At 69.6% G+C, this 24,992-nt stretch carries 29 protein-coding genes and 2 pseudogenes; 18 read left to right on the top strand and 13 right to left on the bottom strand.

Annotation, left to right across the window (positions count from 1 at the left end; genetic code table 11):
- Positions 1 to 188 precede the first annotated feature (188 nt).
- Positions 189 to 398 (bottom strand): annotated as a pseudogene (locus ACZ5XZ_RS38125) (universal stress protein); the annotation flags it as partial.
- Positions 399 to 1,002: 604 nt separating this feature from the next.
- On the opposite strand from ACZ5XZ_RS38125, the gene ACZ5XZ_RS38120 reads away from it, so the two are divergent.
- The 3 genes from ACZ5XZ_RS38120 to ACZ5XZ_RS38110 all read left to right on the top strand — a co-directional run bounded on the left by ACZ5XZ_RS38120 (position 1,003) and on the right by ACZ5XZ_RS38110 (position 3,487).
- Complete coding sequence (locus tag ACZ5XZ_RS38120) at positions 1,003 to 1,959, top strand: WD40 repeat domain-containing protein (protein ID WP_468986905.1); 957 nt, start codon at positions 1,003 to 1,005, stop codon at positions 1,957 to 1,959.
- A 179-nt stretch (positions 1,960 to 2,138) separates the two neighbouring features.
- Entirely contained in the window at positions 2,139 to 2,309 is a 171-nt protein-coding gene (gene rpmF, locus ACZ5XZ_RS38115; protein ID WP_030801966.1) for a 50S ribosomal protein L32, read from the top strand.
- A gap of 8 nt (positions 2,310 to 2,317) precedes the next feature.
- Entirely contained in the window at positions 2,318 to 3,487 is a 1,170-nt protein-coding gene (locus tag ACZ5XZ_RS38110) for a GTP-binding protein (protein ID WP_468986903.1), read from the top strand.
- Positions 3,488 to 3,896: 409 nt separating this feature from the next.
- On the opposite strand, the gene ACZ5XZ_RS38105 is transcribed toward ACZ5XZ_RS38110, so the two are convergent.
- The 3 genes from ACZ5XZ_RS38105 to rpmB form a co-directional block, all read right to left on the bottom strand.
- Positions 3,897 to 5,015 carry a GTP-binding protein gene (locus tag ACZ5XZ_RS38105; protein WP_468986901.1) on the bottom strand — a complete coding sequence of 373 codons (1,119 nt, stop codon included), beginning with the start codon at positions 5,013 to 5,015 and terminating at the stop codon, positions 3,897 to 3,899.
- Positions 5,016 to 5,659: 644 nt separating this feature from the next.
- The gene (gene rpsN / locus ACZ5XZ_RS38100) at positions 5,660 to 5,965 is read right to left on the bottom strand and encodes a 30S ribosomal protein S14 (protein ID WP_468986899.1); all 306 of its coding nucleotides are present in this window, start codon (positions 5,963 to 5,965) and stop codon (positions 5,660 to 5,662) included.
- Positions 5,965 to 6,201, bottom strand: a complete 237-nt coding sequence (gene rpmB / locus ACZ5XZ_RS38095; RefSeq protein WP_468986897.1) for a 50S ribosomal protein L28 — start codon at positions 6,199 to 6,201, stop codon at positions 5,965 to 5,967. Before rpmB ends, rpsN begins: the two co-directional genes overlap by 1 nt.
- Positions 6,202 to 6,264: 63 nt before the next feature.
- On the opposite strand from rpmB, the gene rpmG reads away from it, so the two are divergent.
- The 5 genes from rpmG (at position 6,265) to ACZ5XZ_RS38070 (ending at position 9,669) form a co-directional block, all read left to right on the top strand.
- Positions 6,265 to 6,429 (top strand): 50S ribosomal protein L33, encoded by a 165-nt coding sequence (rpmG, locus tag ACZ5XZ_RS38090; RefSeq protein ID WP_030077887.1) that lies wholly within the window; start codon positions 6,265 to 6,267, stop codon positions 6,427 to 6,429.
- A 55-nt stretch (positions 6,430 to 6,484) separates the two neighbouring features.
- On the top strand, positions 6,485 to 6,739 hold the full coding sequence (locus ACZ5XZ_RS38085) for a type B 50S ribosomal protein L31 (RefSeq protein WP_468986895.1): 255 nt from the start codon (positions 6,485 to 6,487) through the stop codon (positions 6,737 to 6,739).
- Positions 6,739 to 7,890, top strand: a complete 1,152-nt coding sequence (locus ACZ5XZ_RS38080; RefSeq protein WP_468986893.1) for a CobW family GTP-binding protein — start codon at positions 6,739 to 6,741, stop codon at positions 7,888 to 7,890. Before ACZ5XZ_RS38085 ends, ACZ5XZ_RS38080 begins: the two co-directional genes overlap by 1 nt.
- Before the next feature lie 89 nt (positions 7,891 to 7,979).
- Positions 7,980 to 8,216 carry a 30S ribosomal protein S18 gene (gene rpsR, locus ACZ5XZ_RS38075; protein WP_468986891.1) on the top strand — a complete coding sequence of 79 codons (237 nt, stop codon included), beginning with the start codon at positions 7,980 to 7,982 and terminating at the stop codon, positions 8,214 to 8,216.
- A 97-nt stretch (positions 8,217 to 8,313) separates the two neighbouring features.
- Positions 8,314 to 9,669 (top strand): YibE/F family protein, encoded by a 1,356-nt coding sequence (locus ACZ5XZ_RS38070; RefSeq protein ID WP_468986889.1) that lies wholly within the window; start codon positions 8,314 to 8,316, stop codon positions 9,667 to 9,669.
- On the opposite strand, the gene ACZ5XZ_RS38065 is transcribed toward ACZ5XZ_RS38070, so the two are convergent.
- The 3 genes from ACZ5XZ_RS38065 to ACZ5XZ_RS38055 all read right to left on the bottom strand — a co-directional run bounded on the left by ACZ5XZ_RS38065 (position 9,614) and on the right by ACZ5XZ_RS38055 (position 11,235).
- Positions 9,614 to 9,949, bottom strand: a complete 336-nt coding sequence (locus ACZ5XZ_RS38065; protein ID WP_468986912.1) for a hypothetical protein — start codon at positions 9,947 to 9,949, stop codon at positions 9,614 to 9,616. The two genes, ACZ5XZ_RS38070 and ACZ5XZ_RS38065, sit on opposite strands and share 56 nt — an antisense overlap.
- A gap of 113 nt (positions 9,950 to 10,062) precedes the next feature.
- Positions 10,063 to 10,626 carry a GNAT family N-acetyltransferase gene (locus ACZ5XZ_RS38060; RefSeq protein WP_468986888.1) on the bottom strand — a complete coding sequence of 188 codons (564 nt, stop codon included), beginning with the start codon at positions 10,624 to 10,626 and terminating at the stop codon, positions 10,063 to 10,065.
- Between the two features lie 393 nt (positions 10,627 to 11,019).
- Positions 11,020 to 11,235 carry an ABC transporter substrate-binding protein gene (locus ACZ5XZ_RS38055; RefSeq protein WP_468986886.1) on the bottom strand — a complete coding sequence of 72 codons (216 nt, stop codon included), beginning with the start codon at positions 11,233 to 11,235 and terminating at the stop codon, positions 11,020 to 11,022.
- Between the two features lie 264 nt (positions 11,236 to 11,499).
- Here ACZ5XZ_RS38055 and ACZ5XZ_RS38050 point away from each other — a divergent pair, with 264 nt between their 5' ends.
- From ACZ5XZ_RS38050 to ACZ5XZ_RS38020, 7 genes are all read left to right on the top strand, one after another.
- On the top strand, positions 11,500 to 12,975 hold the full coding sequence (locus ACZ5XZ_RS38050; protein ID WP_468986883.1) for a Y4yA family PLP-dependent enzyme: 1,476 nt from the start codon (positions 11,500 to 11,502) through the stop codon (positions 12,973 to 12,975).
- Positions 12,972 to 14,291, top strand: coding sequence for a pyridoxal-phosphate dependent enzyme (locus tag ACZ5XZ_RS38045; protein ID WP_468986881.1), 1,320 nt, complete (start codon positions 12,972 to 12,974; stop codon positions 14,289 to 14,291). Before ACZ5XZ_RS38050 ends, ACZ5XZ_RS38045 begins: the two co-directional genes overlap by 4 nt.
- A gap of 1 nt (position 14,292) precedes the next feature.
- Positions 14,293 to 15,510, top strand: coding sequence for an aminotransferase class V-fold PLP-dependent enzyme (locus ACZ5XZ_RS38040; RefSeq protein ID WP_468986909.1), 1,218 nt, complete (start codon positions 14,293 to 14,295; stop codon positions 15,508 to 15,510).
- A gap of 62 nt (positions 15,511 to 15,572) precedes the next feature.
- On the top strand, positions 15,573 to 16,328 hold the full coding sequence (locus ACZ5XZ_RS38035) for a class I SAM-dependent methyltransferase (RefSeq protein ID WP_468986879.1): 756 nt from the start codon (positions 15,573 to 15,575) through the stop codon (positions 16,326 to 16,328).
- 257 nt (positions 16,329 to 16,585) lie between these two features.
- Positions 16,586 to 16,888: a hypothetical protein gene (locus ACZ5XZ_RS38030; RefSeq protein ID WP_468986877.1), complete on the top strand. Its 303-nt coding sequence runs from the start codon at positions 16,586 to 16,588 to the stop codon at positions 16,886 to 16,888.
- A gap of 38 nt (positions 16,889 to 16,926) precedes the next feature.
- Positions 16,927 to 17,316: an Hsp20/alpha crystallin family protein gene (locus ACZ5XZ_RS38025; protein ID WP_468986876.1), complete on the top strand. Its 390-nt coding sequence runs from the start codon at positions 16,927 to 16,929 to the stop codon at positions 17,314 to 17,316.
- Between the two features lie 67 nt (positions 17,317 to 17,383).
- A complete protein-coding gene (locus ACZ5XZ_RS38020) occupies positions 17,384 to 17,848 on the top strand; it encodes a DUF2267 domain-containing protein (RefSeq protein ID WP_468986874.1) in 465 nt (154 codons plus the stop codon).
- A 38-nt stretch (positions 17,849 to 17,886) separates the two neighbouring features.
- Here ACZ5XZ_RS38020 and ACZ5XZ_RS38015 read toward each other — a convergent pair whose 3' ends face one another.
- Positions 17,887 to 18,384, bottom strand: a complete 498-nt coding sequence (locus ACZ5XZ_RS38015; RefSeq protein ID WP_468986872.1) for a phosphate-starvation-inducible PsiE family protein — start codon at positions 18,382 to 18,384, stop codon at positions 17,887 to 17,889.
- A 142-nt stretch (positions 18,385 to 18,526) separates the two neighbouring features.
- On the opposite strand from ACZ5XZ_RS38015, the gene ACZ5XZ_RS38010 reads away from it, so the two are divergent.
- Positions 18,527 to 21,046: an ATP-dependent Clp protease ATP-binding subunit gene (locus ACZ5XZ_RS38010; protein WP_468986870.1), complete on the top strand. Its 2,520-nt coding sequence runs from the start codon at positions 18,527 to 18,529 to the stop codon at positions 21,044 to 21,046.
- A 298-nt stretch (positions 21,047 to 21,344) separates the two neighbouring features.
- Here the strand turns inward: ACZ5XZ_RS38010 and ACZ5XZ_RS38005 are convergent, their stop codons facing one another.
- Positions 21,345 to 21,683, bottom strand: coding sequence for a lipocalin-like domain-containing protein (locus ACZ5XZ_RS38005; RefSeq protein ID WP_468986867.1), 339 nt, complete (start codon positions 21,681 to 21,683; stop codon positions 21,345 to 21,347).
- Positions 21,684 to 21,895: 212 nt separating this feature from the next.
- Here ACZ5XZ_RS38005 and ACZ5XZ_RS38000 point away from each other — a divergent pair.
- Positions 21,896 to 22,035: pseudogene (locus ACZ5XZ_RS38000) on the top strand (DNA-binding transcriptional regulator); the annotation flags it as partial.
- A gap of 88 nt (positions 22,036 to 22,123) precedes the next feature.
- Entirely contained in the window at positions 22,124 to 23,317 is a 1,194-nt protein-coding gene (locus tag ACZ5XZ_RS37995; protein WP_468986865.1) for a PP2C family protein-serine/threonine phosphatase, read from the top strand.
- A gap of 286 nt (positions 23,318 to 23,603) precedes the next feature.
- Here the strand turns inward: ACZ5XZ_RS37995 and ACZ5XZ_RS37990 are convergent, their stop codons facing one another.
- The 4 genes from ACZ5XZ_RS37990 to ACZ5XZ_RS37975 all read right to left on the bottom strand — a co-directional run.
- Positions 23,604 to 23,735 carry a glycosyltransferase gene (locus ACZ5XZ_RS37990; RefSeq protein ID WP_468986908.1) on the bottom strand — a complete coding sequence of 44 codons (132 nt, stop codon included), beginning with the start codon at positions 23,733 to 23,735 and terminating at the stop codon, positions 23,604 to 23,606.
- Between the two features lie 76 nt (positions 23,736 to 23,811).
- A complete protein-coding gene (locus ACZ5XZ_RS37985) occupies positions 23,812 to 24,246 on the bottom strand; it encodes a DUF2267 domain-containing protein (RefSeq protein ID WP_468986863.1) in 435 nt (144 codons plus the stop codon).
- Positions 24,247 to 24,315: 69 nt separating this feature from the next.
- Complete coding sequence (locus tag ACZ5XZ_RS37980; RefSeq protein WP_468986862.1) at positions 24,316 to 24,711, bottom strand: DUF2267 domain-containing protein; 396 nt, start codon at positions 24,709 to 24,711, stop codon at positions 24,316 to 24,318.
- 101 nt (positions 24,712 to 24,812) lie between these two features.
- Positions 24,813 to 24,992, bottom strand: a 180-nt coding sequence (locus tag ACZ5XZ_RS37975) for an Hsp20/alpha crystallin family protein (RefSeq protein WP_468986859.1), incomplete at its 5' end; no start/stop codon positions are given.

The raw sequence follows: 24,992 nt of genomic DNA, 5'->3' as shown, positions 1-24,992 counted from the left end.
CTTGCTCTGATTCTTGCCCGAGGCGATCACCAGCTTGCGGGCGATCTCGGTGACATGGACGCCGTTGGCCCGCAGGCTGCGGGCGTAGGCGGCCACTGGCCCCGATCGCCGGTGGCCTGCGCGGCGCCTTGCGCATGGCTGACGCCGACTCACTCCAGGTGACGGGCGCCGTACCGAAGGCGGTCACGATGCCACACGTACAGCGCCCGCAGGGCCGCGCCGCGCAGGGATTCCCACTCGAAGGCGAAGTCGACGACGGCCGCGGAGTGAGCGCTGCCATCGACGCCGACCACCATGTACGGCGGCTGCTGGATGCTGTGCTCCGGCTCTGGGACGACCACCACGGGGCAGGGGGCGTGGGCGATGAGAGGCAGGGCGACGGCGGCAGAGGTGAACAGTGAACAGCTCCCGAACAGCGCTCACCCGGATGGCGCGTCGAGACTGCCCGCTGCGGCTGGACGTCGAGGCACCGGTGCAGCTCCGAGGTTCTCCGGTACGCCTTCCCAAGCTCGCGGGCGGTGACGGGATACTCGTCCCTCTTCTCCAAGGCGCAGCCGGCGCTCCGGCCGACCGTCAGGGCCTTGTAGGCCGTATCAAGATCGACGACAGCCGGCAGCGCGAGCGGCGCTTCGGCTTTGGGCGCTCACCCTCATCGTCGCCCACGGCTCGACGGAAGAGCCACGCCCTGGGAAGTCTCCACCGCCCCACCCGGATATGGCTGCTCACGCCGCGAAGCCTTTCGGGTGCCGCCCCCGGGTCACGGCGGCCTCCTACACCCTGTTTAATGGAAACGATTCTCATATTCGAACTGGATGATTCATCTATGCATGTCAACGACACCCCGCTACCGATGCCCCACAGCCTCGATCAAGCCACCCCACCTCGACCCCAGGCAGGAACGTGGTCGCGGTGAGGACCTTGACTGCGCCGGCAACCGCTGAACGCCCACGGGGCACTCCCCTGTGGTCGAAACGACTTCCCTGGGAGCCGACCTCTCTGGCGATGGGCGTGGGCCTGATCGCCGCCGCCGGGCGCCGCGGCGGGGTGCGCGTACTTGATCTCGACGGAGGCGAGGGGCACGGCCACCTCGCGATGACCGGCGGCATCACGGATCTCACCTTTTCACCCGATGGACGCCACCTGGCACTCGTCGGCCCGCGCGGATACGGCCTGTGGCGCGCAGCGGACGGCAGACTCATCACGCGAACCACTCCTGCGGCCTGCATCCGCGCACGCTGGACGGGGTCCGGTGTGGTGGCAATCGCGGAAGGGCGCAATGTCACCACCTACGACACCGACGGTGTGGAGCAGTGGTCCGCCGTGCCCCTACCTGCGCCGGCGACCGACGTGGCCTGCGTGCAGGGCGGACGCCTCTTGGCTGCATCCCTGGCGGACCATGTCCGCTGTTTCATGCCCCTGCGTCGCGAGCCGGTCGCCATTCATCGCTACGGCGGAGCGCCGGAGGACCTGACGCTGTCCGTCGACGGCCGCTGGGCCGTCTGCTCGACGCACGGGCACAAGACCTTGCTGTGGGAGACACACCGCCCAGCGGTGCCGCCGGTCCAGTGCGAGGACGCCGCAGGCCAACGCGCGCCGGTCTTCAGTGAGAGCGGACGCCAACTGGCCGTACCGGCCGAGCGTCACCTGTCACTGTGGTCCATCGGCCCCAGGAAACCGACGCGCCTTACCGTCCTTCCCGTTTGCGCATCGGCGCTGGCTTGGCGCCCCGGCGAAGGAAACGTGCTGGCGACAGCCGGGTCCGATCGCGCCGTTCGATTGTGGCGCGCCGGAGCACCAGGCCAAAGGAACGGCTACACCTCCCTTGCCACTTGGCATGTGACCACCCCGGCCACCTCCCTTGCTTGGGCAGGTCGGCACATGCTCGCCGTAGCGGAACGCGGCGGCCGCGTGACGCTCCTGCACATCAACTCCGATGCCAGCGCAGGACCTTCGAAGTAACCAAAGTGAGCGAAGTGAGCGAAGTGAGCGAAGGTGCCGCTCTGCGCGTCGACGATCGCGGTTCTTGCGGCGCAGTGGGCCGTCAGCGTCCGGGGCTATGCGACGCACACCACTTTGGAAATGGAATCCATTTCCATGTAGTGTTTGCCACCGTCGCCCACCCACTCAGGAGGTCCGTCATGGCCGTACCCAAGCGGAAGATGTCCCGCAGCAACACCCGTCACCGCCGCGCCCAGTGGAAGGCCACGACCCCCCAGCTCGTGCCCGTCACCGTCGACGGCTCGTCGTACCTGGTACCGCAGCGCCTGGCCAAGGCGTACGAGCGCGGCCTGCTGCGTCCGGAGAGCTGAGCCGTCGAATGGCGCATAACCGACTTCCCGTCACCGTCCTGTCCGGATTCCTCGGAGCCGGAAAGACCACCCTGCTCAACCACGTCCTGGGCAACCGGGAGGGCCTGCGCGTCGCGGTCATCGTCAATGACATGAGCGAGATCAACATCGACGCGACCCTGGTACGGGGCGGCGAGGCCGCCCTCTCGCGCACCGAGGAACGCCTGGTCGAGATGACCAACGGCTGCATCTGCTGCACGCTGCGCGATGATCTGCTCGAAGAGGTCGACCGGCTGGCCCGTGAGGGCAGGTTCGACTACCTCCTCATCGAGTCCAGCGGCATCTCGGAGCCGATGCCGGTCGCCGCCACCTTCGCTTTCCCCCGCGACGACGGAGCGACCCTCGGCGACCTCGCCCGGCTCGACACCATGGTCACCGTCGTCGACGCCGCCAACTTCCTGCCCGAGCTGAACGGCGGCGACGGGCTGGCAGAGCGCGGCCTCGACCAGTACGAGGAGGACGAACGCACCGTCAGTGACCTGCTGATGGACCAGATCGAGTTCGCCGACGTCGTCGTCCTCAACAAGACCGATCTCGTCGACGAGGACGACGCCGTCCGACTCCGCGCCACGCTCGCCCGGCTCAACCCGGCCGCCCGCATCGTGCCGACCCGGCACGGGCGGGTGAAGTCCGCCGACATCCTCGGCACCGGCCTGTTCGACCTGGAGCGTGCACAGCTCGCCCCGGGCTGGGTGCGTGAAATCAACGGCGACCATGTACCGGAGACCGAGGAGTACGGCATCTCCAGCACGGTCTTCCGTGCCGCCGCCCCGTTCCACCCCGGTCGGCTGTGGTCCCTCGTCACCGAGGGACTCGACAGCGGCGCCTACGGCCGGATCCTGCGCTCCAAGGGCTTCTTCTGGCTGGCCAGCCGCCCGCACGTCACCGGGCTGTGGTCACAGGCCGGGGCCGTCGCCCGCTTCGAGCCGTCCGGCGCCCGCACTGCAGCTGACCCCCAGGGCCAGGAGCTCGTCTTCATCGGCACCGAGTTGCACGCCGAGGCGCTTCAGGCTGCCCTGACCGATTGCCTCCTGGCCGACGGGGAGCAACTCACCGACGATCCGTTCCCCGAGTGGGACACCTACGGGATCGAGGACGCCTGCGAGCACGAGCACCCGGATCTCGTACCGCAGGCCTGAAAGCTCCGGGTTGGGCAGTGGTCGCAGCCACGGCACTGCCCAACCCGGCACCCAGGCCCCGCTCCGCAGCCAGGCCCCGCTGCCCACACGGGCCCCATTCCGCAGCCGGGCCGCGGAGGCGCGACAGGCCGCAAGGGCGTTGTCAGCCTGCCTGATCTCGTGACGCGAGACCGTCGCGGCGGACACTACGACTCCCAGCGCTTCCGCAGTCTGCTGAGCCTGATCCACACCATGCTGCGCACGCCGCGTTCTTCGGCAGCTTGGGGCAGCTTTCCCACCGCCACCCCGCACAGCGCTGGAGGGCCGGCCCGGTTGAGCAGTACCCACTCGCCGCCCCCTCTACGGACCAGACTCCTTGCCCTGCCAGTGCGCTGCCGCACCGAGGTCCATCCCAGGGGAACCTGACGGGTCAGGACGGAAGGTCACCGAGCAAGGGATCGGAGAAGTCGGCCCAGCCGTCCGAGCCGAGCGACAGTTCCCTGTCATCCAGCAAGGCCGCGTCGAGCGCGGAGCGCAGCCGGTCGGGATCGAGATCAGTGCCGGTGAAGATGATGTCGTTCCGGCGCTCGCCGTAGTAGTCGTGCCAGAACCACGAGGCCAGTGTGCGTCGTTGAGGAGATGCGGCACGCCAGGCGTGCTCGGCTTCGGGTTCCAGCCAGCGATCCGCTTCGCACAGCTCCAAGTGCGCTCCAGCCGACCGCCAGGTCACCACCGCCTCGGGCCGGCTGGACAGCCACAGGTGGCCTCGGCTGCGCAACACGCCGGTCATGACGGTGGTCAGTGCGTCCGCGAGCCGCTCGGGGTGCAGCGGTCGCCGGGCCCGCCACCGCACTGACGTCACCCCCTGGTCGGCACCCGGGCGCGTTCGGGCCACGGTCACCGGTTCCAGCCGAGCCCGCCACTCGTCCAGTGCGTTCGGTGCGGGTCGCAGGAGCGATGCCGGCAGCTCCACCTCCGAGTCCGGCTGTCGCGCACGATGGACGAGCGTGGCAGAGGGGTTGAGATGGCGTGCCAGCGCCGCCACGCCACCCGCTCGACCGTCTGCGGGATGCCGGGGCGTCGGCACGATCAGACCGTCTGCAGCTTCCACCTGGCGGGCGGCGATCTCGGCGGGCGTCAGGGGGCCGGCGTGGTCCGCGCCGTCCCACAGGTGGACCGCACGGTGGACGCATCCCATCTCGCCAAGCAAGGCGACCGGGTCGATTCCGGCCAGCACTGGGGCCGGGGCGTAGTGGTCCCCCAGAGCACTGGCACCGATCCTCGGTCGCCACAACTCCACCAGGAACGGCAGGATGTCCAGCTGACCGGAGAGGGCGAGGACTACGTGGGGGGACTTCGCCGTGCGCCGGATGGTCAGCAGGTCCTGCCTGAGAATCACTACCGGGTTGCCGGTTGTCGCTTGCGACATGGACTGCGGCACGCCGGGACCGGTGACGAAGCGCTGTACAACCGGGTAGCCGGCCTCTCGGCCATGGATGGATGCGGCCAACACCACGGCACGGGGGACCACGCGCACGAGCTGGTCCACCACGGTTCCCCGGGCGGCCGGGGTGTTCCCGACCACTGTGCTCAACAGCCCCTTCGGCACTGCGCTTCCCTTCAGTTGAGATGGGCGATGTGACGGGGCACGGGGGCTGCGCGCAGTCTGTGCGGAAGAGTGCCGTCGTCCGGCATGCCCGGCCTTAGGGCCTGTCCGATGGGTCAGGGCCTAGCCATGCGCCGACGAGTTCCGCGTCGGCTTCGGTTGCGAGGGGGCCCAGCCGGATGACGGGGCCGCTGGACGCGCGGTCCTCCGCGCATGGCTGCACGGCGGCGTGCACTCCCGCGGCACGGCTGCAGCGGAGGAGGCCGCCCAGACACCCGGTGGCGACAAATACGGCGTGCGGGCAGCTGCGGACGACCTCGCGCAGCCGGTCCATCACCTGCTCACCCGTGTCGCTGCGACAGTCGGTGCAGGTGACAAGCGTGAACGGGCGACTCGGTTTGCCTGGTGTTACGAGACCCATCGGTGCACCCCTCCCGCTTAATGAACATGGTTTCCATTTTTATATCACGCCACGGGCAGACCCACCTCCAGAACCCCCGGCATCCCGGACGCCGAGAAGAGCGGGCAAAAAACGACGCTGCGGCCCGGACGATCGCCCGGGCCGCAGGAGGGTCAACGGCAAGACATCACCAGGAGGACTTGGTCACCCCGGGCAGGAACCCCGCGTGCGCCTGTTCACGCACACGCACTCGGGACATGCCGAACTTTCGCAGATGTCCGCGGGGCCGGCCGTCCACGCTGTCCCGGTTCCGCACTCGGGTGGCGCTGGCATCGCGCGGCTGGCGTCGCAATTCGGCCTGGGCGGCGGCACGTTCGGCCTCGGTGGACGACGGCCGCTGGATGATCCCCTTGAGCTCGGCGCGCCGGGTGGCGTACCGCTCGACGATCGCCTTGCGCTTCTCGTTCTTCGCGATCTTGCTCTGCTTCGCCATCAGACCTTCACCCCTCGTGCGCGGATGCGCACCACCGCCGCCTCGACGCCGATGACGTCGACCGTCTTGATCGCCTTGGTGCTCAGCGTGAGCCGGATGTGACGGCCCTCGCTCGCCAACCAGTAGCGCTTGCGCTGGATGTTCGGATCGAACCGGCGCGATGTACGGCGGTGCGAATGGGAGATGGCCTTGCCGAAGCCCGGCTTGGCGCCGGTCAGCTGGCAGTGAGCGGACATGGTGGTCTACCTCTCGTCGGAACCCTTATCGGCAATGGAAACCATTGCCATATAGTACCTGCCATGGCTCGCAACGAACTACGCCCGGTCATCAAGCTCCGCTCCACCGCGGGGACGGGCTACACCTACGTCACTCGCAAGAACCGCCGGAACGACCCCGATCGCCTGGTCCTGCGCAAGTACGACCCCGTCGTCGGGCGCCACGTCGACTTCCGCGAGGAGCGCTGACTCGCCGGTCGGCCCCGCCCGCCCCTCCGCTCAGCTCACAGACAGGAGCACCGTCATGAAACCCGGAATCCACCCCTCCTACGGGCCCGTCGTCTTCCGCGACCGGGCTGCCGACTTCGCCTTCCTCACCCGGTCCACGGCGACCAGTGACAAGACGATCGAGTGGGAGGACGGCAACACGTACCCCGTCATCGACGTGGAGATCTCGTCGAAGAGCCACCCCTTCTACACAGGCACCGCCCGGGTCATGGACACGGCCGGCCGCGTCGAGCGCTTCGAGCGGCGGTACGGCCGGCGCGGGACGGCGTGATGGCGGAGAACGACCTGCCCGTCGTCATCGTCGGCGGACTGCACTCCGAGGCCCGGGAGGAGGTCGTGCGGCAACTGCTGCATTCCGTGCCCGGCAGTGTCGCGCTGCACCACGACCTGTCCACGGCGGCGGACGGCACCGTACGGCGCACGGTGCGGGACGCCTCGGGCGAGCTGTCGTCCGGCGAGACCCCGCTCGTCAACGACTGCGCCTGCTGCGCCCTGCGCGAGGACCTGGTCCCCGAGCTCCAGCGGCTGGCCGGCAGCGGTCTGCACCGGCTGGCGGTGGTCGAACTCTGGGACTCCGTCGAGCCCAAGGCGATGGCCGAGGTCATCGCCTCGTACGGCGGCGCGGAGCTGACGCTCTCCAACGTCCTGACCGCAGTCGATCCGGCACTCGTGCTGCCCTACCTCGCCAACGGCGACGACCTGGCGGAGGCGGGTCTCGCGGCCGCCGCAACCGATCAGCGGACCATCGGGGACACCTGGGCACGCCAGCTCGAATACGCCCCCGTGCTCGCACTCGTCGACAGCCCGGAGGCGGACGACGAGGACCGGGCGCTCCTCGCCCAGCTGCACCCGACAGCCCGCCGGGTGCCTGCCGCCTCCGGAGATCTGGCGGAGGTCGCGTTCGCCGGATTCGACGTCGACACGGCTGCCGCTGCCCAGCACCCGGCCTGCGCACTGCTGCCGCAGGAAGCCGAGGAGGCCGGCGTGTCCACCCTCGTGTGGCATCGCCGCCGCCCCTTTCATCCGGAACGGCTCTACCAAGCACTGGAAGACCTGGCATGTGCGGCAGCCCGCAGCCGGGGCCGCTTCTGGCTCGCCGACCGCCCTGACACCCTGCTGTCCTGGGACGCCGCGGGCGGCGCCCTGTGCGTGGAAAACGCCGGCCCCTGGCTCGCCTCGCTGCCGGACGCCGCCTGGGACATGGTTCCGGCGATGCGCCGAGCGGCCGCCGCCCTCGACTGGCATTCCGAGCACGGCGATTGCTGTCAGCACCTGGTCTTCACCGCACCCGGCCTCGACCGCGACGGCTTGGAGCGGCTGCTCGACTCCTGCCTGCTGACCGAGGCCGAGTTCGCGGGCGGGCGCGATGCCTGGAAGCGCCTTCCGGCCTCCTTCGACGCACTCCTCGACCCCGTCTCCTGACCCCTGACCCCTGACCCCTGCCCCCTGCCCCCTGCCCCCTGCCCGACCACAGCTCCTCCCCCGGCCAACCGACCGAGACAAGGATTCCCATGGCCCGCCGCCCCGATCCCCGCAAGCCCGCCAAGCCCCGCCCCAACCCGCTGGACGCGGCGGGCATCACCTACATCGACTACAAGGACACCGACCTGCTGCGGAAGTTCATCTCCGACCGCGGCAAGATCCGCAGCCGCCGGGTCACCCGGGTCACCGCCCAGCAGCAGCGCCAGCTTGCCCGCGCGATCAAGAACGCCCGGGAGATGGCACTCCTTCCCTACGCCTCCAAGTAGTTCAGTTTGGAGCCCGTCGCCCGCCTGGAGCAGGCGGGCGACGCGCACGCTGACGGGTTCGCCCCAGAGCCCCAGGCGTTCCTGCGATGATCGGGCGGTGAGCAGCCCCGAGCACCAGACCCATCCGCACGCGCACAGCCATGGGCCCGCTGCGCCCGTCTCCCGGCATCTGCGCAAGGTCATCGCGGCGGTACTGATCCCCTTCGCCGCCGCGGTGGTGGTCGGCCTGGTCGTGCTGTGGCCGGGCGGCGCGCCTTCGCACAAGCCCTCCGGTGTCGGCTTCGACCAGCCCACGGAACGCGCCACCGTGGTCAAGGTGGAGCAGGTGAACTGCGCCGACGTCCATGCCGAGCAGCCGCCTCAGCCGACGTCGCCGCCGGGTCAGCCGCCGGCCGGGGGAGCGGCGAAGGGCAAAGACTGCCAGCAGGCGACGATCAAGGTCACGACCGGGAAGGACACCGGGCGGACCTTCCAGACCGTGGTGACACCCGACGCCACACGGCACTACACCACCGGGCAGGGTGTGGTGGTCGCGTACTCCCCCAAAGCCCCGAGGGATCTCCAGTATTCGGTCACCGATGTCGACCGGACCTTTCCCATGTGGGTGCTGGCCGCCATCTTCGCGTTCGCGGTCGTGGTCGTCGGCCGGCTGCGCGGGGTGCTCGCCCTGGTGGCGCTCGCGGCGAGCTTCGGGGTGCTGACGCTGTTCATCCTCCCGGCCATCCTGCAGGGCTCCAATCCCCTGGTGGTGGCGGTGGTCGGCGGCAGCGCGATCATGCTGATCGCGCTGTACCTGTGCCACGGTCTGACGGCCCGGACATCGGTGGCAGTACTCGGCACGCTCGCATCACTGCTGCTGATCGGCCTGCTCGGGTCGGTGTTCATCGGCTGGGCGCTGTTGACCGGCAATACGGACGACACGACGGCGCTGGTGCACGGCCTGTATCCGGACATCGAGATCCGCGGCCTGCTGTTGGCGAGCATCATCATCGGGTCGCTGGGTGTGCTCGACGATGTGACGGTGACCCAGACCGCCGCGGTGTGGGAGCTGAAGGAGGCCGATCCGTCGGCGAGTTGGCGCAAGCTGTACGGTGCGGCCATGCGGATCGGACGGGATCACATCGCATCCGTCGTGAACACGCTCGTACTGGCCTACGCGGGCGCGGCGTTGCCTTTGCTTTTGCTGTTCTCGATCGCACAGAGCAGTGTCGGCACGGTCGCCACGAGCGAGGTGGTCGCGACGGAGATCGTGCGCACGCTGGTGGGCAGCATCGGGCTGGTGGCCTCGGTCCCGTTGACGACACTGCTCGCGGCGCTGGTCGTCTCGGCAGACCGCAGGCGGCAGGGCACGCCGGGGGCCGACGCCTGGGCCGGTAGGCGATCGGGCGGCGAAGACGTCACGGGAGGACGGTCCGGGCGGCGCGGGTCTCGCGGCAGGCGTCGTAAGCGCTGAGTAGCCGAAGGCGTCGCGGGCGCAGACCGTGCACGGCCGGGTCGAGCCGGACCAGCGGGGTGTTGCCGATGGCCTCGGTGATGCTGCCGTACCTCGATGCTGCCGTACCTCGTGCGTCATGCCCCCATGACAGTTGACCGGCCAGTGCTGCTCGTCCAGGCCCCAAGCGCCAGGGGCCCGCCTCCCGGTGAACGGCGACCTTGCGGGCGAGGGCTGCCTCCAGCCGCGACGCCAGCGGTGGTTCGAGGATCGGTTCCAGGTACAAGGGCGCACCGTGCATCCAGGCGCTCCTCCGCGGTGAGGTGACACCGCTGCCGCTGTCCGGCCCTGACTTCTTCCCACTCACACGCCGACTCCCGGACATTGAATCGGCGCAGGAAGCCAGCGGCCGCATCAGAGGGCGAGAACCATCAGGATGTCGTCGCGGTCGTCCCCGGGCGGCACCCGCAAGGCCCCCGGCCAGCGGCCGACCTCCCGCCACCCCAGCCGACGGTAGAAGCCCTCCAGCCCCATGCCCGCCCGGGCCGCGAGGCGGAGCTGCTCCAGGCCCATCTCGTCCCGCGCCAGTTCGCCAACGCGGCGCATCAACGCGCTCCCGATGCCTTGGCCGCGGAAACGCGGATGCGTCTGGAGGTGGTTGATCTCGCCCCAGTGCGCGATCAGGGGATGCATGTCACGGCGTACGAGCAGCCAGCCCGCGAGGTCGTCCCCGACGGTGGCGAGCAGCAGCCGGCTGCGGCGCGGGTCGAGCCCGGCGATGAGTCGGTCGGCAGCCGGCGCGACCTGCCCGGCGCCGACAGGGGGGAGGGGGAATCCGAGCGGCACGACCGCACCGCCGGCGTTGGTCACGGCCGCCCAGCACTCGATCAGCTCGCGCCTGCGTTCGGGGGGCATTTCCGGTGGCCGGGTGATCTGCCGGAACTCGGGCGCATCGTGGTCGGCCATGGTGGCAGTCATGGTGCACAGGCTGCCAGACCTCCGCGGTCCAGATACCGGGCGAGCACAGGGATCGCCGGGACGACCGCCGCCGGCAGGACCCACCGCAGCACGACGCGGTGTTCGGGTACACCCCCGAGCCGGGCCGCCCGCACCGCGTCCGAGCCGGCCGCCTCCGTCACCCCCCGACCGGACCAGCCGCACGTTCTGGGCCAGGCAGACCGACAGCAGCGTGAGGACGGGCAGCACCAGGATCTCCGGCATCGACAGATTCGCGTCCTTCAGCCCGCCGGAGGACATCAGCCGCCGCACCGGTCAGGGTCGTACGCGACGCGCGGCAGAGAACCGTCGTACCAGGACTGGTGACGGCCCATCGCATCATCGGCGACCTCACCCTTGCCCAGGGCTTTCTTGTCACGGTTTTCTTGTCACGCACCTTGACGCCTTCGCATCGAGCCCGGCCAGGAAGGCGCTCTGTGTCGTGGGCTGCGAGGCGAAGGTCCGCAGGCTGGAGAGCACGTCGGCGGCGGTCAGGGCCTTGCCGTCGCTGAAGGTGATGCCGTCGCGGACACGCACCGTCCACACCGTGGCGTCACCGTTGGGCTCGACGGATTCGGCGACCCGCCACACCGGCTTGCTGCCGTCGATCTCGCCGATCGTGTCCCACAGGATCCGCGCCCTTCACACCCGCTTCCGGCGCCCTGCGGTTGGCATCCGGCGACGACCGTGACGAGATCCTGATGGCCCTCCCCCTCTGACCGGCCCGGCCCCGCCGTGGCTCGTTCGCACGCCGGCAACTCGACACGGGGGTATTACGGCCCCCGGAGGGAAAGGAACGTAGGACCGACGGTCGAACTGTGCATTCCCAACCCCTCCGAGGAGGATCCGTCAGGGATGAACGGCGCCCCTCTCCACCTGCGACCGCGCCTTGAAGAACCGCTGGCGTCACTGCTGCGGTCGCCCGACTTCCTCCGCACGCTCGTCGACGCGCTCGGCTCCCCGCTCAACGTCGTGCTGCCCGACCGGATGGCGGAGAACGTCGAGCGCTTCCGCTCCGTCTACCGCCGCCACCACCTCGCGGGCCAGGTGTACTTCGCGCACAAGGCGAACCGTTCCAGCGCCCTGGTGCGCCGTCTCGCCGCGACGGACGCGGGCATCGACGTGGCATCGCTGAGCGAGCTTCAGCACGCTCTCGGCAGCGGCTTCGCCCCGCACCGGATCCTGGCCACCGGGCCCAAGGACCCGGAGTTCCAATGGCTAGCCGCCCTGTCCGGAGTCACCGTCAGCGTCGACGGGCCCGGCGAGCTGGAGGACCTCGCCGCGCTCGTACGCAAGCACAGCCTGCCCCGCGTCCCGGTCCTCCTGCGGCTGTCGGGATTCGAGGCGTCCGGCGTCAAGGTGCGTTCCCGGCAGAGCCGCTTCGGGTCCTCCGTCAGGTCGCTGGACCACCTCCTGGACGCGGTGGAACGCCACCGGGACACCATCGAGCCGACCGGCGTCGCCTATCACCTCGACACCACCAGCCTCGATGAGAAGGCCCTTGCGCTGGAGGGCTGTCTGCATGCCATGGACGCGCTACGGAGCCGGGGCTGCCACCCGCGCGCCATCGACGTCGGGGGCGGCTTCGGCGTCGACTACCTGGCCGACGGCACGGAATGGGACCGCTACACCACCGAACTCACCAAGGCTGTCCTGGGCAGACGCCCGCCCCTGACCTGGGGCGGGCACGGCTACGGCCTCCGCGCCGAGAACGGCACCCTCCGAGGCGCCCTGGGCCTCTACCCGGCCCACCGCCCGGTCTCCGGCGCCGCCTACCTCGACGCGCTGCTCTCGCGTCCCGCACCGGCACTGGGCGGCCGCCCGCTGGGCACCCTGCTTCTGGAGAACCTCTACGACCTGTACACCGAGCCCGGCCGGGCCCTGGCGGACCAGTGCGGCCTGTCCCTCGCAAGGGTGCTGGAGGTCCGCCGCACGGATGCCGGAGCCCGTCTGGTGCGCCTGGCCATGACGGCGAGCGACATCAGCCTCGAGGAGCACGGCGTCCTCATGGACCCCGTCCTCCTCCCCCGCGACCCTCGGGCCGCAGGCGGAGCCGACGAAGGGCCGGTCGGCGTGTACCTCACCGGCAGTCTGTGCCTGGAGGCCGACCTGATCACCCGCAGGACCGTGTATCTGCCCCGGTTGCCGCAGCCGGGCGACCTCCTCGCCTTCGCCAACACCGGCGGGTACTGCATGGACTTCAGCGCCACCCGCGCGCAGCAGCTGCCGGTCGCCCGCAAGGTCGCCGTCCAGCGGCACGCCGAGTCCTGGAGCTGGCGTCTCGACGAGCAGTACTGGCCGTTCACACCGTCAGGGGGACTCAAGGCATGAGGTACGACAGCATCACCGACGCCATCGGCGACACCCCGCTGGTGCGCATCGACCCGGCGGTGCACGGCCTCGCCCACATCGATCTCTACGCGAAGCTGGAGATGCTCAACCCCTTCGGCTCGGTAAAGGACCGAGCAGCCTGGAACATGGCGCGACCGGGCCTGCCCAGCGCGAGGGAGCGAGGCGAGACGATCGTCGAGCTTTCCAGCGGGAACACCGCCAAGGCGCTGGCCGTCATCGCGGGCATGCACGGGTTGTCGTTCAAGAGCGTCACCAACCGGATGCGCGTGCCGGAGATCAAGGAACTGCTCCTGCTGCTGGGCGCGGAGATCGAGGAGCTGCCCGGTCGGACGGAATGTCTCGACCCGACCGACACCGACGACCCGCTGACCCTCTTCCACCAGGAGCTGTCCCGGCCCGGCAGCCCCAACCTCCACACCGACCAGTACTTCAACGCGCTCAACACCGAGGCCCACGCGACGGGCACCGGCCCGGAGATCGTGGCCGATCTGGACGGCCGGTCCCCGGACTACTTCCTCGCCTGCGTGGGCACCGCCGGATCCTCTACCGGGGTGGCCAGGGTGCTCAGGGCACACGACCCGCAGGTGCGGGTCATCGGACTGGTCGGGCAGAAGTCCGACTTCATCCCCGGCATCCGCACCATCGACGAGGTGCAGGAAGTCGGCCTGTTCGACCCCGCCACGTACGACGCGATCGAGGCGGTGAGCGCCGACGACGCCATCGACGGCATGCTGACACTGCTCCGCCGCTGCGGTCTGCTCGCCGGGCCCACCAGCGGCGCGGCGTACCACGGGGCGGTACGCCATCTACGCCCGATCGACGCCGAGTTGACCGCCCGCAGGACGGCCGTCTTCATCGCCTGCGACCGGGTCGAGAGCTATCTCAGCTATGTGCGCGAGCGCCGGCCGGAGCTGCTGGGCGGCTCGCCGGTGAAGAACTCCGTCGCCACGCTCACCGACGCCGAGACGAGCTCCGTCACTGTCATCGACATCGCCGACGCGCGGAAGTGGATCGCGGAGGACCGCCCGCTGGTGGTCGATCTGCGCGGCCCCTTCGCCTTCGCCGCCCTCCACATCGAAGGGTCGATCAACATCGTCGACGAGCTGTTCGACGAGCTCATACGCGGCGGCCTGCCCTTCAGCAAGCGGCAGCCCGTGCTGCTGGCGTGTCCGGTCGGCGAGAAGTCCGTGCGGTACGCCGCCCTGCTCACCCGGATGGGTCACCCCGACGTACGCAGTCTGGCCGGCGGCATCATCGCCTGGCGCGACGCGGGCGCACCGCTGGTGCGTGACTGACATGGGCCTCCTTCCGGACGGCCCGAGGGACCCGAACGACCTGGACGACCTCAAGGCATGGCAGCGGCCCCTGCGCGCCCAGTTCCCGATCATCACGGCCCACCCGGAGCTGGCATATCTGGACAGTGCGGCCACCGCGCAGAAACCGCGAGCCGTCCTCGACGCCGTGCACTCCTACCTCACCACGTCCAACGCCAACGCGGGCCGGGGCACATACCCGTGGGCCAACGCCACGACGGCGCTGGTGGAGCGGACCCGCGAGCGGGTGAAGGAGTTCCTGGGCGACCCGGACCCGGACCGCTCGGCGGTCCACTTCACCAGCGGCGCCACCGAAGGACTGCGGGCCATCGCCCGCGACTGGCTCGCCGGCTTCCTCACCGACGGGGACGAGATCGTCGTCCCGTTCGCCGACCACCAGGCCAACCTGTCGCCGTGGCTGGAGGCGCGCGACCTGCTGGCCCGCCGCGGGGCCCGGATCGAGGTCCGTCAACTGCCGTATCAGGCAGGCTCCCACGACTACGACCCGGCGGCGCTCGCCGCGCTGGTCGGCCCGCGCACCCGCTTCGTCGCGGCCACCCATGTGCACCACGTCTACGGCGGTGACATGAACGTGCATCGCGTGCGTGAAGTGGTCGGCCCCGAGGTGCCGATCTGTCTGGACGCCGCCCAGAGCGTCGGCCATCTGCCGTTCTCCGTCGCCGACCTCGACGTGGACTTCGTGGTCTTCTCCGGTCACAAGGCCCTGGCACTGCCGGGCTCGGGCGCGATCTGGGCCCGCGGGACGCGCGGTCCGGCCTTCCGGCCCGGCGGCTGGAGCGGCACCCCGAACACGGTCGGCATAGCGAGTCTGGCCGCGGCCCTCGAGTGGCTGGACGCGGCGGGCACGGACCGGATCGAACGGTGGACCGTCGCCCTGGCGGCACGGCTGACGGACGGGCTGAGCCGGCTGGACGCGTACGACGTGCTGGGCTGCCGGCTGAGCCTGGCGGCCGGTTCGACGGTGCAGCGCCGCCGAAGCATCGTCACCTTCCGGCACCGCGAGATCGGCTCGAACGACCTCGGCTTCATCCTCTTCAGCCACGGGTTCATGGTGCGGTCCGACGAACACTGCCAGGGCAGCGCTGGCGAGAAGGACTCCTCCGTTCGGGTCAGCCTGCACGTCCACAACACACCTGACGAGATCGACGCGTTGCTCACCACACTCTCCAATCTGCAATGATTTCCATTAACGGTTAACGGTTGACCGTTGGTGGATGGGCAGAAGCGGAAGAACGATCGGTCATGAGTCTGAGCACGACGGCAGCCGCACGGTGGGTGGAACGCTGGGAGTGCCAGCAGCAGCGGTACGCGGTCGACCGCGAGGAGCGGTTCACGGTGATCACGGACGTGGTCGAGCACGTGGCGGCCGGACGTACCGCGCCCCTCGTCCTCGATCTCGGATGCGGCCCCGGCTCACTGGCGGCGCGGCTGGCCGGCCGGATCCCGGCCGCCGAAGTGCTGGCCGTCGACGCCGACCCGCTCCTGCTGGAGCTGGGCCGTGCCCACTACGGCTCCGCCGTCCGCTATGTCGAGGCCATGATCGGGGAACCCGACTGGCTCGGCTTCCTCCCTCCGCGGCGCCCGCTGGATGCGGCCGTCTCGACCACGGCGCTGCACTACCTGGGCGAGGGCACTCTGCGGCGGGTGTACCGGGAACTGGCCGCGCGACTGCGGCCCGGCGGTGTCCTGATCAACGGCGACCACCTCTGCCCGGACGAGGCGAAGGTCTCCGAGATCGCCCTCGACATCGGACGCCGCCGGGCCGAGCGGCAGCTCGCGTTCACCCATGACGACTGGGAGTCCTGGTGGTCGGGCGTGGCGGCCGACCCGGACCTGGCCGCCGTCCTCGCCGCGCGACACAGCCGCCGGCACCCGCCCTGCGAGGGCAACGACCTGACGCCGTCCGGCCATATGGCGCTGCTCCGCGAAGCCGGGTTCGAAAGCGTCGGCACGGTCTGGCAGTTCGGCCACAGCCACGTCCTGGTCGCCGTCCGCTGACCATGCCATTCGGCTCACCTGCCATTCCGGCAACCGAATCGCTGCGGCGGCCCCCTGCATCGCGCCCGCAGCAGGCCCCGAGCAATGCAATCTGAAAGTCGTTATCGCATTCACGACACGAGCCTTTTCGTGGCCTTTCGCGGAACTCTTTGATCCATGGGAAATTTGCCAAGAAAGGAAGAGCGAATTCCCCTTCCCGTTGTTTGATGCACCGTCGGCTTGAGCTGAATTCCTGCCGTATCCAAGGAGTGAAGACCATGACAACCACGGAGAAGCACCAGCCCCATCCCGACCATGACCACACGCATGGAGAACGCTGCGGCCACGTGGCGATTCCGCACGACGACCACATGGACTACGTACACGACGGACATCTCCACCGCGTCCATCAGGACCACGTGGACGAGTGCGAGCCGAGCGGGCACAAGGAACACCCCGGCCATGACCACGCGCACGGAGAACGCTGCGGCCACGTGGCGATTCCGCACGACGACCACATGGACTACGTACACGACGGCCACCGGCATGCAGCCCACAACGGTCACTGGGACGACCACTAGGTTTCACGACTGACCGTGTGGAAGGCGCCCCCACTGTGATGCTGCTGAGGCCCAGAGCAGGCACCGGCCTCGAAAACCGCCGGTATGAGGTGCCCGGGACCCGCACGTCCCAGGCGCCCAGGACTCGTACCGCGCCGGTGGTGGGGGCGTCACGGCACGAACTCGGGGTCATTGGTCGTCCCTGCGTTCTCAGCGTGCGCGCCGAGCGCCGCACGCAGACCCCCGAGGGCGCCGAGGTGCTCGCGGCGGAGCGGCCGTGCGGAACCTTCGGCCGCCAGCTTTTCCTCGGCGAGAGCCTGGACACCGAACGGATCGACGCCTCGTACGACGCGGGCGTGCTGACCGTCCGCATCCCGGTCTCTGAGGAAGCCAGGCCGCGGAGGATCCAGATCACCGGCGGCAGCGAGCCGAAGGAGATCTCCGGCTGACCGGTGGACCAGCGCATCACAGCGGATCAACAGCCGACCGAAAACGCTGAGGAGGTGCAGCGCAGCCATGCGGTGGAGCGAGTTCGTGGACGAAGTGCGCGAGCGCGGGCAGTACGCCACCGCCAAGGAGGCTGAGCGGATCACTCGTATCGTGCTGTCGGCGCTCGGCGGACATGTGACCGGGCCCGAGCGGGCGGAGCTGGCGCGCCGGCTGCCGCCCGAGGCGGCGGGGGTGGTGAGCGGCCAACTGCCCGCCGTGCGGCCGCAGACCGCGGCCGAGTTCGTCGAGGGTGTCGCCCGCAGGATCGACGGCGCTACGGCGACAACCGCCCGGTGGGACGTCGGTTCCGTATTGAGCGTCGTGGCGGACCTGGCCGGTGACCGGCTGCTCGACCGCGTGCTGCGCCGGCTCCCGCCGGGGTACGCGCCGCTGTTCGGTCGCGCCCAGCTGACGGGCGCAGCCCCGGCTCCGGCTCCGTCACCGGCCTCAGCGGTGCAGGCGGACAGGGAGGGCGCGGCCCAACTCGTCTAGACACACTGACTTTCGCGCATCGCCACGTCGGTACGACGTCAGCCACGCGACGCGGCCTTGAGGGTGTCGAAGTCCCGGGGCCGCGTCGAGCGTCGCCAGATGTACACGGCCACTGCCATCACGAGAATCAGCCCCGCCAGGGTGAGCAACTCGATTCCCTGAACGCTCCACTTGAAGGTCTTGCCCGCCTCGGCCGTCACGATGAGCACCTTGCGGATGCCCGCGATCAGGCCGACGACGAGGAACGGTTCGGCGTCCAGCGTCTGGTTTCTGATGGTGAGCCGGACGGTGTGCAGGAGTTCGGCCACGATGAACAGGACCAGGCCGTTGTCCAGCGCGGACAGCACGATCGCCGTCTCGTGGTACGGGCCCCTGATGGCGCTCACGACATCGCCGACGACCCCGATGGTCAGCAGTACGGCGAGCAGGATGAGGAATGCCGCGACGACCAGATGGATGCCGTCCTCCGCCGCCTGCAGAAAGCTCTGCAGGCGACGGCTCTCGAACCCCCGGGAACTGGTCGGCACACACAGCATGCTAGGCGCGGGGCTCCTGACTTGCCTGATGGCTCCTGCGGTCGCACGCCGCGAGGACCTGGCGAAGAATGGGGGTGTACGGGCAATTCGACTACGGCAGGCTGTACGCGGCCGTTGCGCGTTGTGCAGCCCGCCGGACGGGATGATCTCCGTGACGACCTCGCCCTTCGGGTCCGGCGACCCGTTTTCCGACCTATTCAACCGCTTCTTCGGGATGAGCCCATCGGCCTCTCCACCGGCCGTCCAGCGCGTGCCCATAGGCCGCCTCCTCAGCGATTCCTCGCACGAGCTGCTGGCAGCGGCCGGCGGCCGCGCGGCCGAGGACGGCGCCGATCTCGACACGGCGCACCTGCTGTGGGCCGCCACGCAGCTGCCGGCCTCCCGGCAGCTGCTCGAACATGCCGGGGTAGAGCCCGACCACCTCGCCCAGAGCCTGGAGCAGACCCTTCCGACCGGCACCGGTGACGGGGATCCCGCGCTCACCCCGGCGGCGAAGCGCGCCCTGCTCGCCGCCCACGCGCGCTCCCAGGCCGCCGGTGCCTCGTACATCGGACCGGAGCACCTCCTCGCCGCGCTGATGGAGGACCCCGGCGCCGGTCTCGCGGGGACGCTGAGATCCGAGGGCGTCTCCCCCGGTGCGCTGAGCGGCGCCGGACCAGGCTCCCCGGGCGGCGGCCGGGACGCGGCCGGCGGCGGACACAGCAACACCCCGACCCTCGACGAATACGGGCGTGACCTCACCGCGGAGGCTCGCAGCGGACGTCTCGATCCCGTCGTCGGCAGGGCGGAGGAGATCGAACAGACCGTGGAGGTTCTCTCCCGGAGGACCAAGAACAACCCTGTACTCATCGGCGATCCCGGCGTCGGCAAGACCGCCATAGTCGAGGGACTGGCACAGCGGATCGTTGCCGAGGAGGTCCCCAAGGCGCTGCGGGACCGCCGCGTCGTGGGCCTCGATCTGGCCGGCCTGGTCGCCGGGTCCAAGTACCGCGGTGAGTTCGAAGAGCGGCTGAAGAAGGTCATCGACGAGGTCACCGAGGCCGACAAGAACGTCATCCTGTTCATCGACGAACTGCACACGGTCGTCGGTGCCGGCAGTGGCGGCGAAGGCGCCATGGACGCCGGGAACATCCTCAAACCGGCGCTCGCCCGCGGAGACCTCTCCGTCGTCGGTGCCACCACCATCGACGAGTACCGCAAGTACATCGAGAAGGACTCCGCCCTCGAACGCCGCTTCCAGCCGGTCATGGTGCCCGAACCCACCGTGGACGAGACCGTGGAGATCCTGCGCGGGCTCCGCGACTCCTACGAGGCCCACCACCAGGTCCGCTTCACAGACGAGGCCCTCGACGCCGCGGCCGCCCTCTCCGACCGCTTCATCACCGACCGTTTCCTGCCCGACAAGGCCATCGACCTCATGGACCAGGCAGGGGCCCGGGTCGGACTGCGCAGCCTCGACGGCCCATCCGGGACTGCCGAGTTGGAGGACCGCCTCACCAAGCTGCGGCGGGAGAAGGACGAAGCCGTCAGTGCCGAGGACTACGAACGCGCGGGCCGACTCAAGGAGCAGATCCAGCAGGCGGAACAGGAACTCGCCGCAGCCGGGCACGAACAGGAGCAGACCGGGAGCGTCACCGCCGAGGACATCGCCGACGTGCTCTCCGTCCGCACCGGCATCCCCGTCTCCCAGCTCACCCAGACCGAGCGGGAACGGCTCACCAAGCTGGAAGAGGCCCTCCACGAGCGGGTGGTCGGCCAGGACGAGGCCGTCACGGCAGTGGCCCAGGCCGTACGCCGCGGCCGGGCGGGCATGGGTGACCCCGACCGCCCCACCGGCAGCTTCCTCTTCCTCGGACCCACCGGCGTCGGCAAGACCGAACTGGCCAAAGCGCTCGCGGACCTGCTCTTCGGCGACGTCGACCGGATGGTCCGCTTCGACATGAGCGAGTTCCAGGAGAAACACACCGTCTCCCGGCTCGTCGGATCCCCGCCCGGCTACGTCGGCTACGAGGAGGCCGGACAACTCACGGAAGCCGTGCGCCGCAAGCCGTACAGCGTCGTCCTGTTCGACGAGGTCGAAAAGGCCCACCCCGACGTCTTCAACCTGCTGCTCCAAGTGCTCGACGACGGCCGTCTCACCGACGCCCAGGGGCGCACCATCGACTTCCGCCACTCCGTGGTCATCATGACGAGCAACATCGCCTCCAAGCGCATCCTGGACCACCACGGGGCGGTCGACGACATCAGGGACGACCTGATGGCCGAACTCCAGGCCCACTTCCGGCCCGAGTTCCTCAACCGCATCGACGAGATCATCGTCTTCCAAGCCCTCACCCGAGCTGATCTCGTGCACATCGTCGACCTCCTGCTGGAACGCAGCCGACGCAGACTCCACGCCCAGCAGATCGGCCTCGACGTCACCGAGTCCGCCAAGGAATGGCTGGCCAACCGCGGTTACCACCCCGAGTTCGGGGCCCGGCCCCTGCGCCGCACCATCCAGACGGAACTCGACAACCGCCTGTCCAACATGCTGCTCGACGGCAGGCTCAACCCGGGCGACAAGGTTGTGGCGGACGTCAGAGATGGCGAACTGGCATTGACCCTCCGCGAGGAGGAGGCCGGAGAGGCGGACTCCGAGGCCGCGGAGGGGGGCACCCCCTGAGCGCGCCACCAATCCTTTGCACTGGTCCGTGAAGCGTCCGGATCTCGGTCCGATGGGGCGTGTGCAAGGCGTTGGGTCGAGCGGAGTCCGTCAGCCGTACAGGGTGTGCGCGATCTCCAGTGCCAGGCGTAGTTCCAGCGAGTCGCCGGCGTTGGGTGAGGTGGGGAGCCGTTCCTGTGCGCAGTACGGCGGCGACATGCTGGGATCCGACGCTCTTGGGCGACGGCGTCGGGGCGCCCGGCGGAGGCGTCAGGGCACAGGCCGGCGCCAGCGCAGGATCAGCTGGATATCGCCGGTTTCAGCGGCCGTCAGTTCCAGACCGTCCGGACCGAAACGGACGGGACGCTCCAGGGTCGTCCCCACCCATGTGCCGTAGTGGCTGACCCGGACGTGATGGAGTGCCGCCCCGTCCGGCGTGCGCTCCCAGGGGCCGGAATACGCCGCGCTCCCGCCGGGAACCTCGGGCTCCCCGGGCGCGCTGACATTCCGGGGGTTCGGGCGTGAGCAGCGCGCTCATCCCACCGCTCGCGGTGTACAGGAGCGTCCCGCTGGGATGTTTTCCAAGGGGGTGGGAGGTCGCTCCTCCGTGTTCAGCCGTGAAGTCCTCCAGGGCCCACGTGCCCACTATGTCGTCCATAATCGCCTCGCAGGTCGTTACCCGCTGGTCACGGCAATGCGGCAGGCACTGCCCGAATCGGCGGCCCATCCATGTGGCCGACTTCCGGTCGCCCACACACCCAAGTGAACGTCTCGCCCCACTACCGCTCTCGGTCCGCGAGGCCAAAATGCCGCCTCGTCTTTGCGCTGGGAGCCAGCACGCCGTCAATCCAGACGGCCCGATGCCGGACGCTCGACGACGAGGAAGCCGTCGCCATCGCCGTCACCCTGCGCACCGCCACCGGTGAGTGAGCGGCATCGAGGAGACCGTCGTGCGCGTGCCGGCCAAGCTGGAACAGGCCCTGCCCGCCCGCCTGCGCCACCAGGTCGCCATGGCCGGGTGCCGGGATGATCGGTCCGCACCTTGATATCGGACGGTTCAGATTGTGGTGGGCCGGCCCCGCAGGGATCATCGAAGGCATGGACAGCGAAATGTCCTTCGGGCCTGGGGAGGGACTGCTGGACGAACTGGTCAGAGCAGCCCAGCTGGCATCCCCTGCAGAACTGCCTCTGGTCCTGAGCCGGTATGCCGAGGCCATGGGTGTGGGCAGGGCCGTTGTCTATCTGGTCGATATCCAGCAGCGAGTGCTGGTACCGCTTGTCGAAGGCGAGCCGGAATTGGGGCTGGACACTTCCCTGGCCGGATGGTCCTACCGCACCGAGTCTCTCCGAGTGGAGGAAGACCACGCCGGCGGGCTGAACGTATGGCTGCCCCTGGCCGACGGAGCGGAGCGGCTGGGCGTCGTGGAACTGAACATGGACGCCTTGGACGGGCTCAAGCTACAGCGCTGCCGGACGATGGCGCTGCTCCTCGCGCTGATCATCACCTCCAAGCGCAGCTACACCGACACCATCGCGCAGCGCATGCGCACCAGGGCGATGCACCTGCCCACGGAGATGGTGAGGGCTTTTCTCCCTCCCCGGTCGATCGGCACCGGCAGGGTCGTTTCGACGGCAGTGCTGGAACCCGCGTACGAACTGGGTGGCGACGCTTTCGACCATTCCTTCACCGAGGACGTTCTGCACGCCACGATCCTCGACGGGATGGGGCACAATCTGGCGTCCGGGCTTGCCACTTCTGTCGCCATGGCGGGCTGCCGTAATGCCAGGCGCAGCGGGGCAGATCTGAGCGAACTCGTGGGCACCGTGGACGAGGCGCTGGCGAAGTGGCTTCCCGACCAGTTCTGTACAGGCATCTTCACCCAGCTGCACATGCCCACCGGTGTGCTGCGATGGTGCAACTGCGGCCACCCGCCCCCGTTGCTCATACGCCGTCAGCGTCTGCTCCACAATGCCTTGGAGCGGCCACCCGAGCCCCCGTTGGGCCTGCCCGCCAACCTCGCCGAGGTCTCCCGTCAGGTGCACGACGCCAGCCTCGAATCCGGTGACCGGATCCTGCTCTACTCGGACGGCATCGTGGAGTCACGCAATGAGAAAGGCGAGGAGTTCGGCCTGGAGCGCTTCACCGACTACATCATCCGGTCGACCGCGGCGGGGCAGAGCGCCCCGGAAGTCCTGCGCCTGCTCATCCACTCCATCCTGGAGCACCGGCACAACAAACTGGACGACGACGCCACGATTGTGATGTTCGAGTGGCAGTCACCCCGTCCGTGACGGCATGGGCCGGGGGATGCACAGGTAAGGCGAAGAGCCTAGGTAACGGGCGAAATTCCTGGCGCCGGTGGAGGCGAGCGCAGCCAGGTCGGCGGGCCGGCGACAGGCAGGGCGCTGCACGTCTGCGGCGCCCTACCTGCGACGGCGGGGCCTCAGGTCACGGGCTGCAGGTCCTTGGCCCGTGCGGCGCCCTGCTCGTTGGCGGGCGCCGCCGGATACTTCGGCGTCGGGTCGAGGTCCCTCACGGCTTCAAGGGCCTCCGGCAGCTCTTCGGGTGCCTCGCAGATCAGGCCGGTCCTCCGCCGTCGATCACTTCTGGCACGAATCCGCGCACGAATCCGCGGCGGAGGGCGACGACCCGGGTGCCGCAGGCCATCGCCTCGATCACCACCATGCCGAAGGGCTCCTCCCACTGCAGGGGAACAGCAGGCAGCGGACCCTGGCCAGCAGTTCCTTCTTCACGATTCCCGTGAGGGTCTGCAACCTGGAGCCGTCTATGCGGCGGGAGTGAGTTCGGCGCGGCCGAACAACAGCGGGTAGCCGGAGGGGAGCTGGTGCAGGATGCGGGTGATCAGGTCGGGGCCGGCGAGGGCCGCGACGGCGGAGAAGACGGATCCGGTGTCCCAGCGGGTGGTGGCCAGGCCGGCGCCGGTGCGGGCGGCGAGGTCCTTGACGAAGGCCCAGCCGGTCAGCGACCGGGTGTCGGGGATCTGGGCGGTGAGGATGCGTGCGGCTTCGAAGGGGAGGCGGGCGGCCAGTTCGACGCGTTCGTCGCCCGTCAGCTGGCGTCCGAGTCCTGCGAGGACCATGCGGACGGCTTCCTCGGCGCGTTCCCGGGTGGGGTAGGCGCCTTCGTAGCGGACCTTCGCCAGCATCTGCTCGTACGCCGTCCCGTAGGGGTGCTGGAGCGGTGCGGGCCGGTCGGACATCACTGCGGTGGTTGCCTTTCTGTCGCCTGGGATGGTGGTGCGGTGTGCGGTCACCGGGGTTGTGGCTGGTCAGGTGGGCTGGGGATGGCCGAAGAGGAGGTCGTAGCCCGCCGGGAGCTGGAGCAGCATCTGGTCGAGCAGGTCGTCGCCGGCGGCGTCGGCCACCGTGCTGAGGACGGCGCTGACGTCCCAGGCCGCGGTCTGTTCGGTGGCCCCTTCGATCCAGGCTGCGGTAGCCCGCACGAACCGCTCGGGTGACAGCGGCTCGGCGCTCTGCAGCGGGTTGAGGAGGACCAGGGCGAAGTCTTCCGGCAGACGCGCCGCCAGCTGGGCGCGTACCTCGCCGACCAGGTGTGCGCCCAGCAGGGCGAGGACCACTCGAGCCGCGCGTTCGGCTTCCTGCCGGCTGTCGTACTCTCCGCGTTCCTTCACATGGTCGAGGAACGCTTCCCATCGCAGAGTCATGTCGGCCGCCTCCCTTCCTCGGTCCAGCGGGCGCGGAGGACGGGCGAGGAGGGAGATCAGATACCCGTCCTCCGCCGCTGTGCAGCCCTCGTCTGTCCGGCTCAGCCGGAGATCTCCTTGCGGCCGGATTCGCCGCCGATGGAGATCTTGCGGGGCTTGGCGCGCTCGGCGATGGGGATGCGCAGCGTGAGCACGCCCGCGTCGTAGTCGGCGTCGATGTGCTCGGTGTCGAGGGTGTCGGCGAGCACGATCTGGCGGGAGAAGACGCCCAGCGGCCGCTC

This window comes from Streptomyces sp. NPDC033270 (assembly GCF_055576575.1).
Note: the sequence above shows the minus strand (reverse complement) of the source record. Positions and strands in the feature narration are given on the sequence as shown.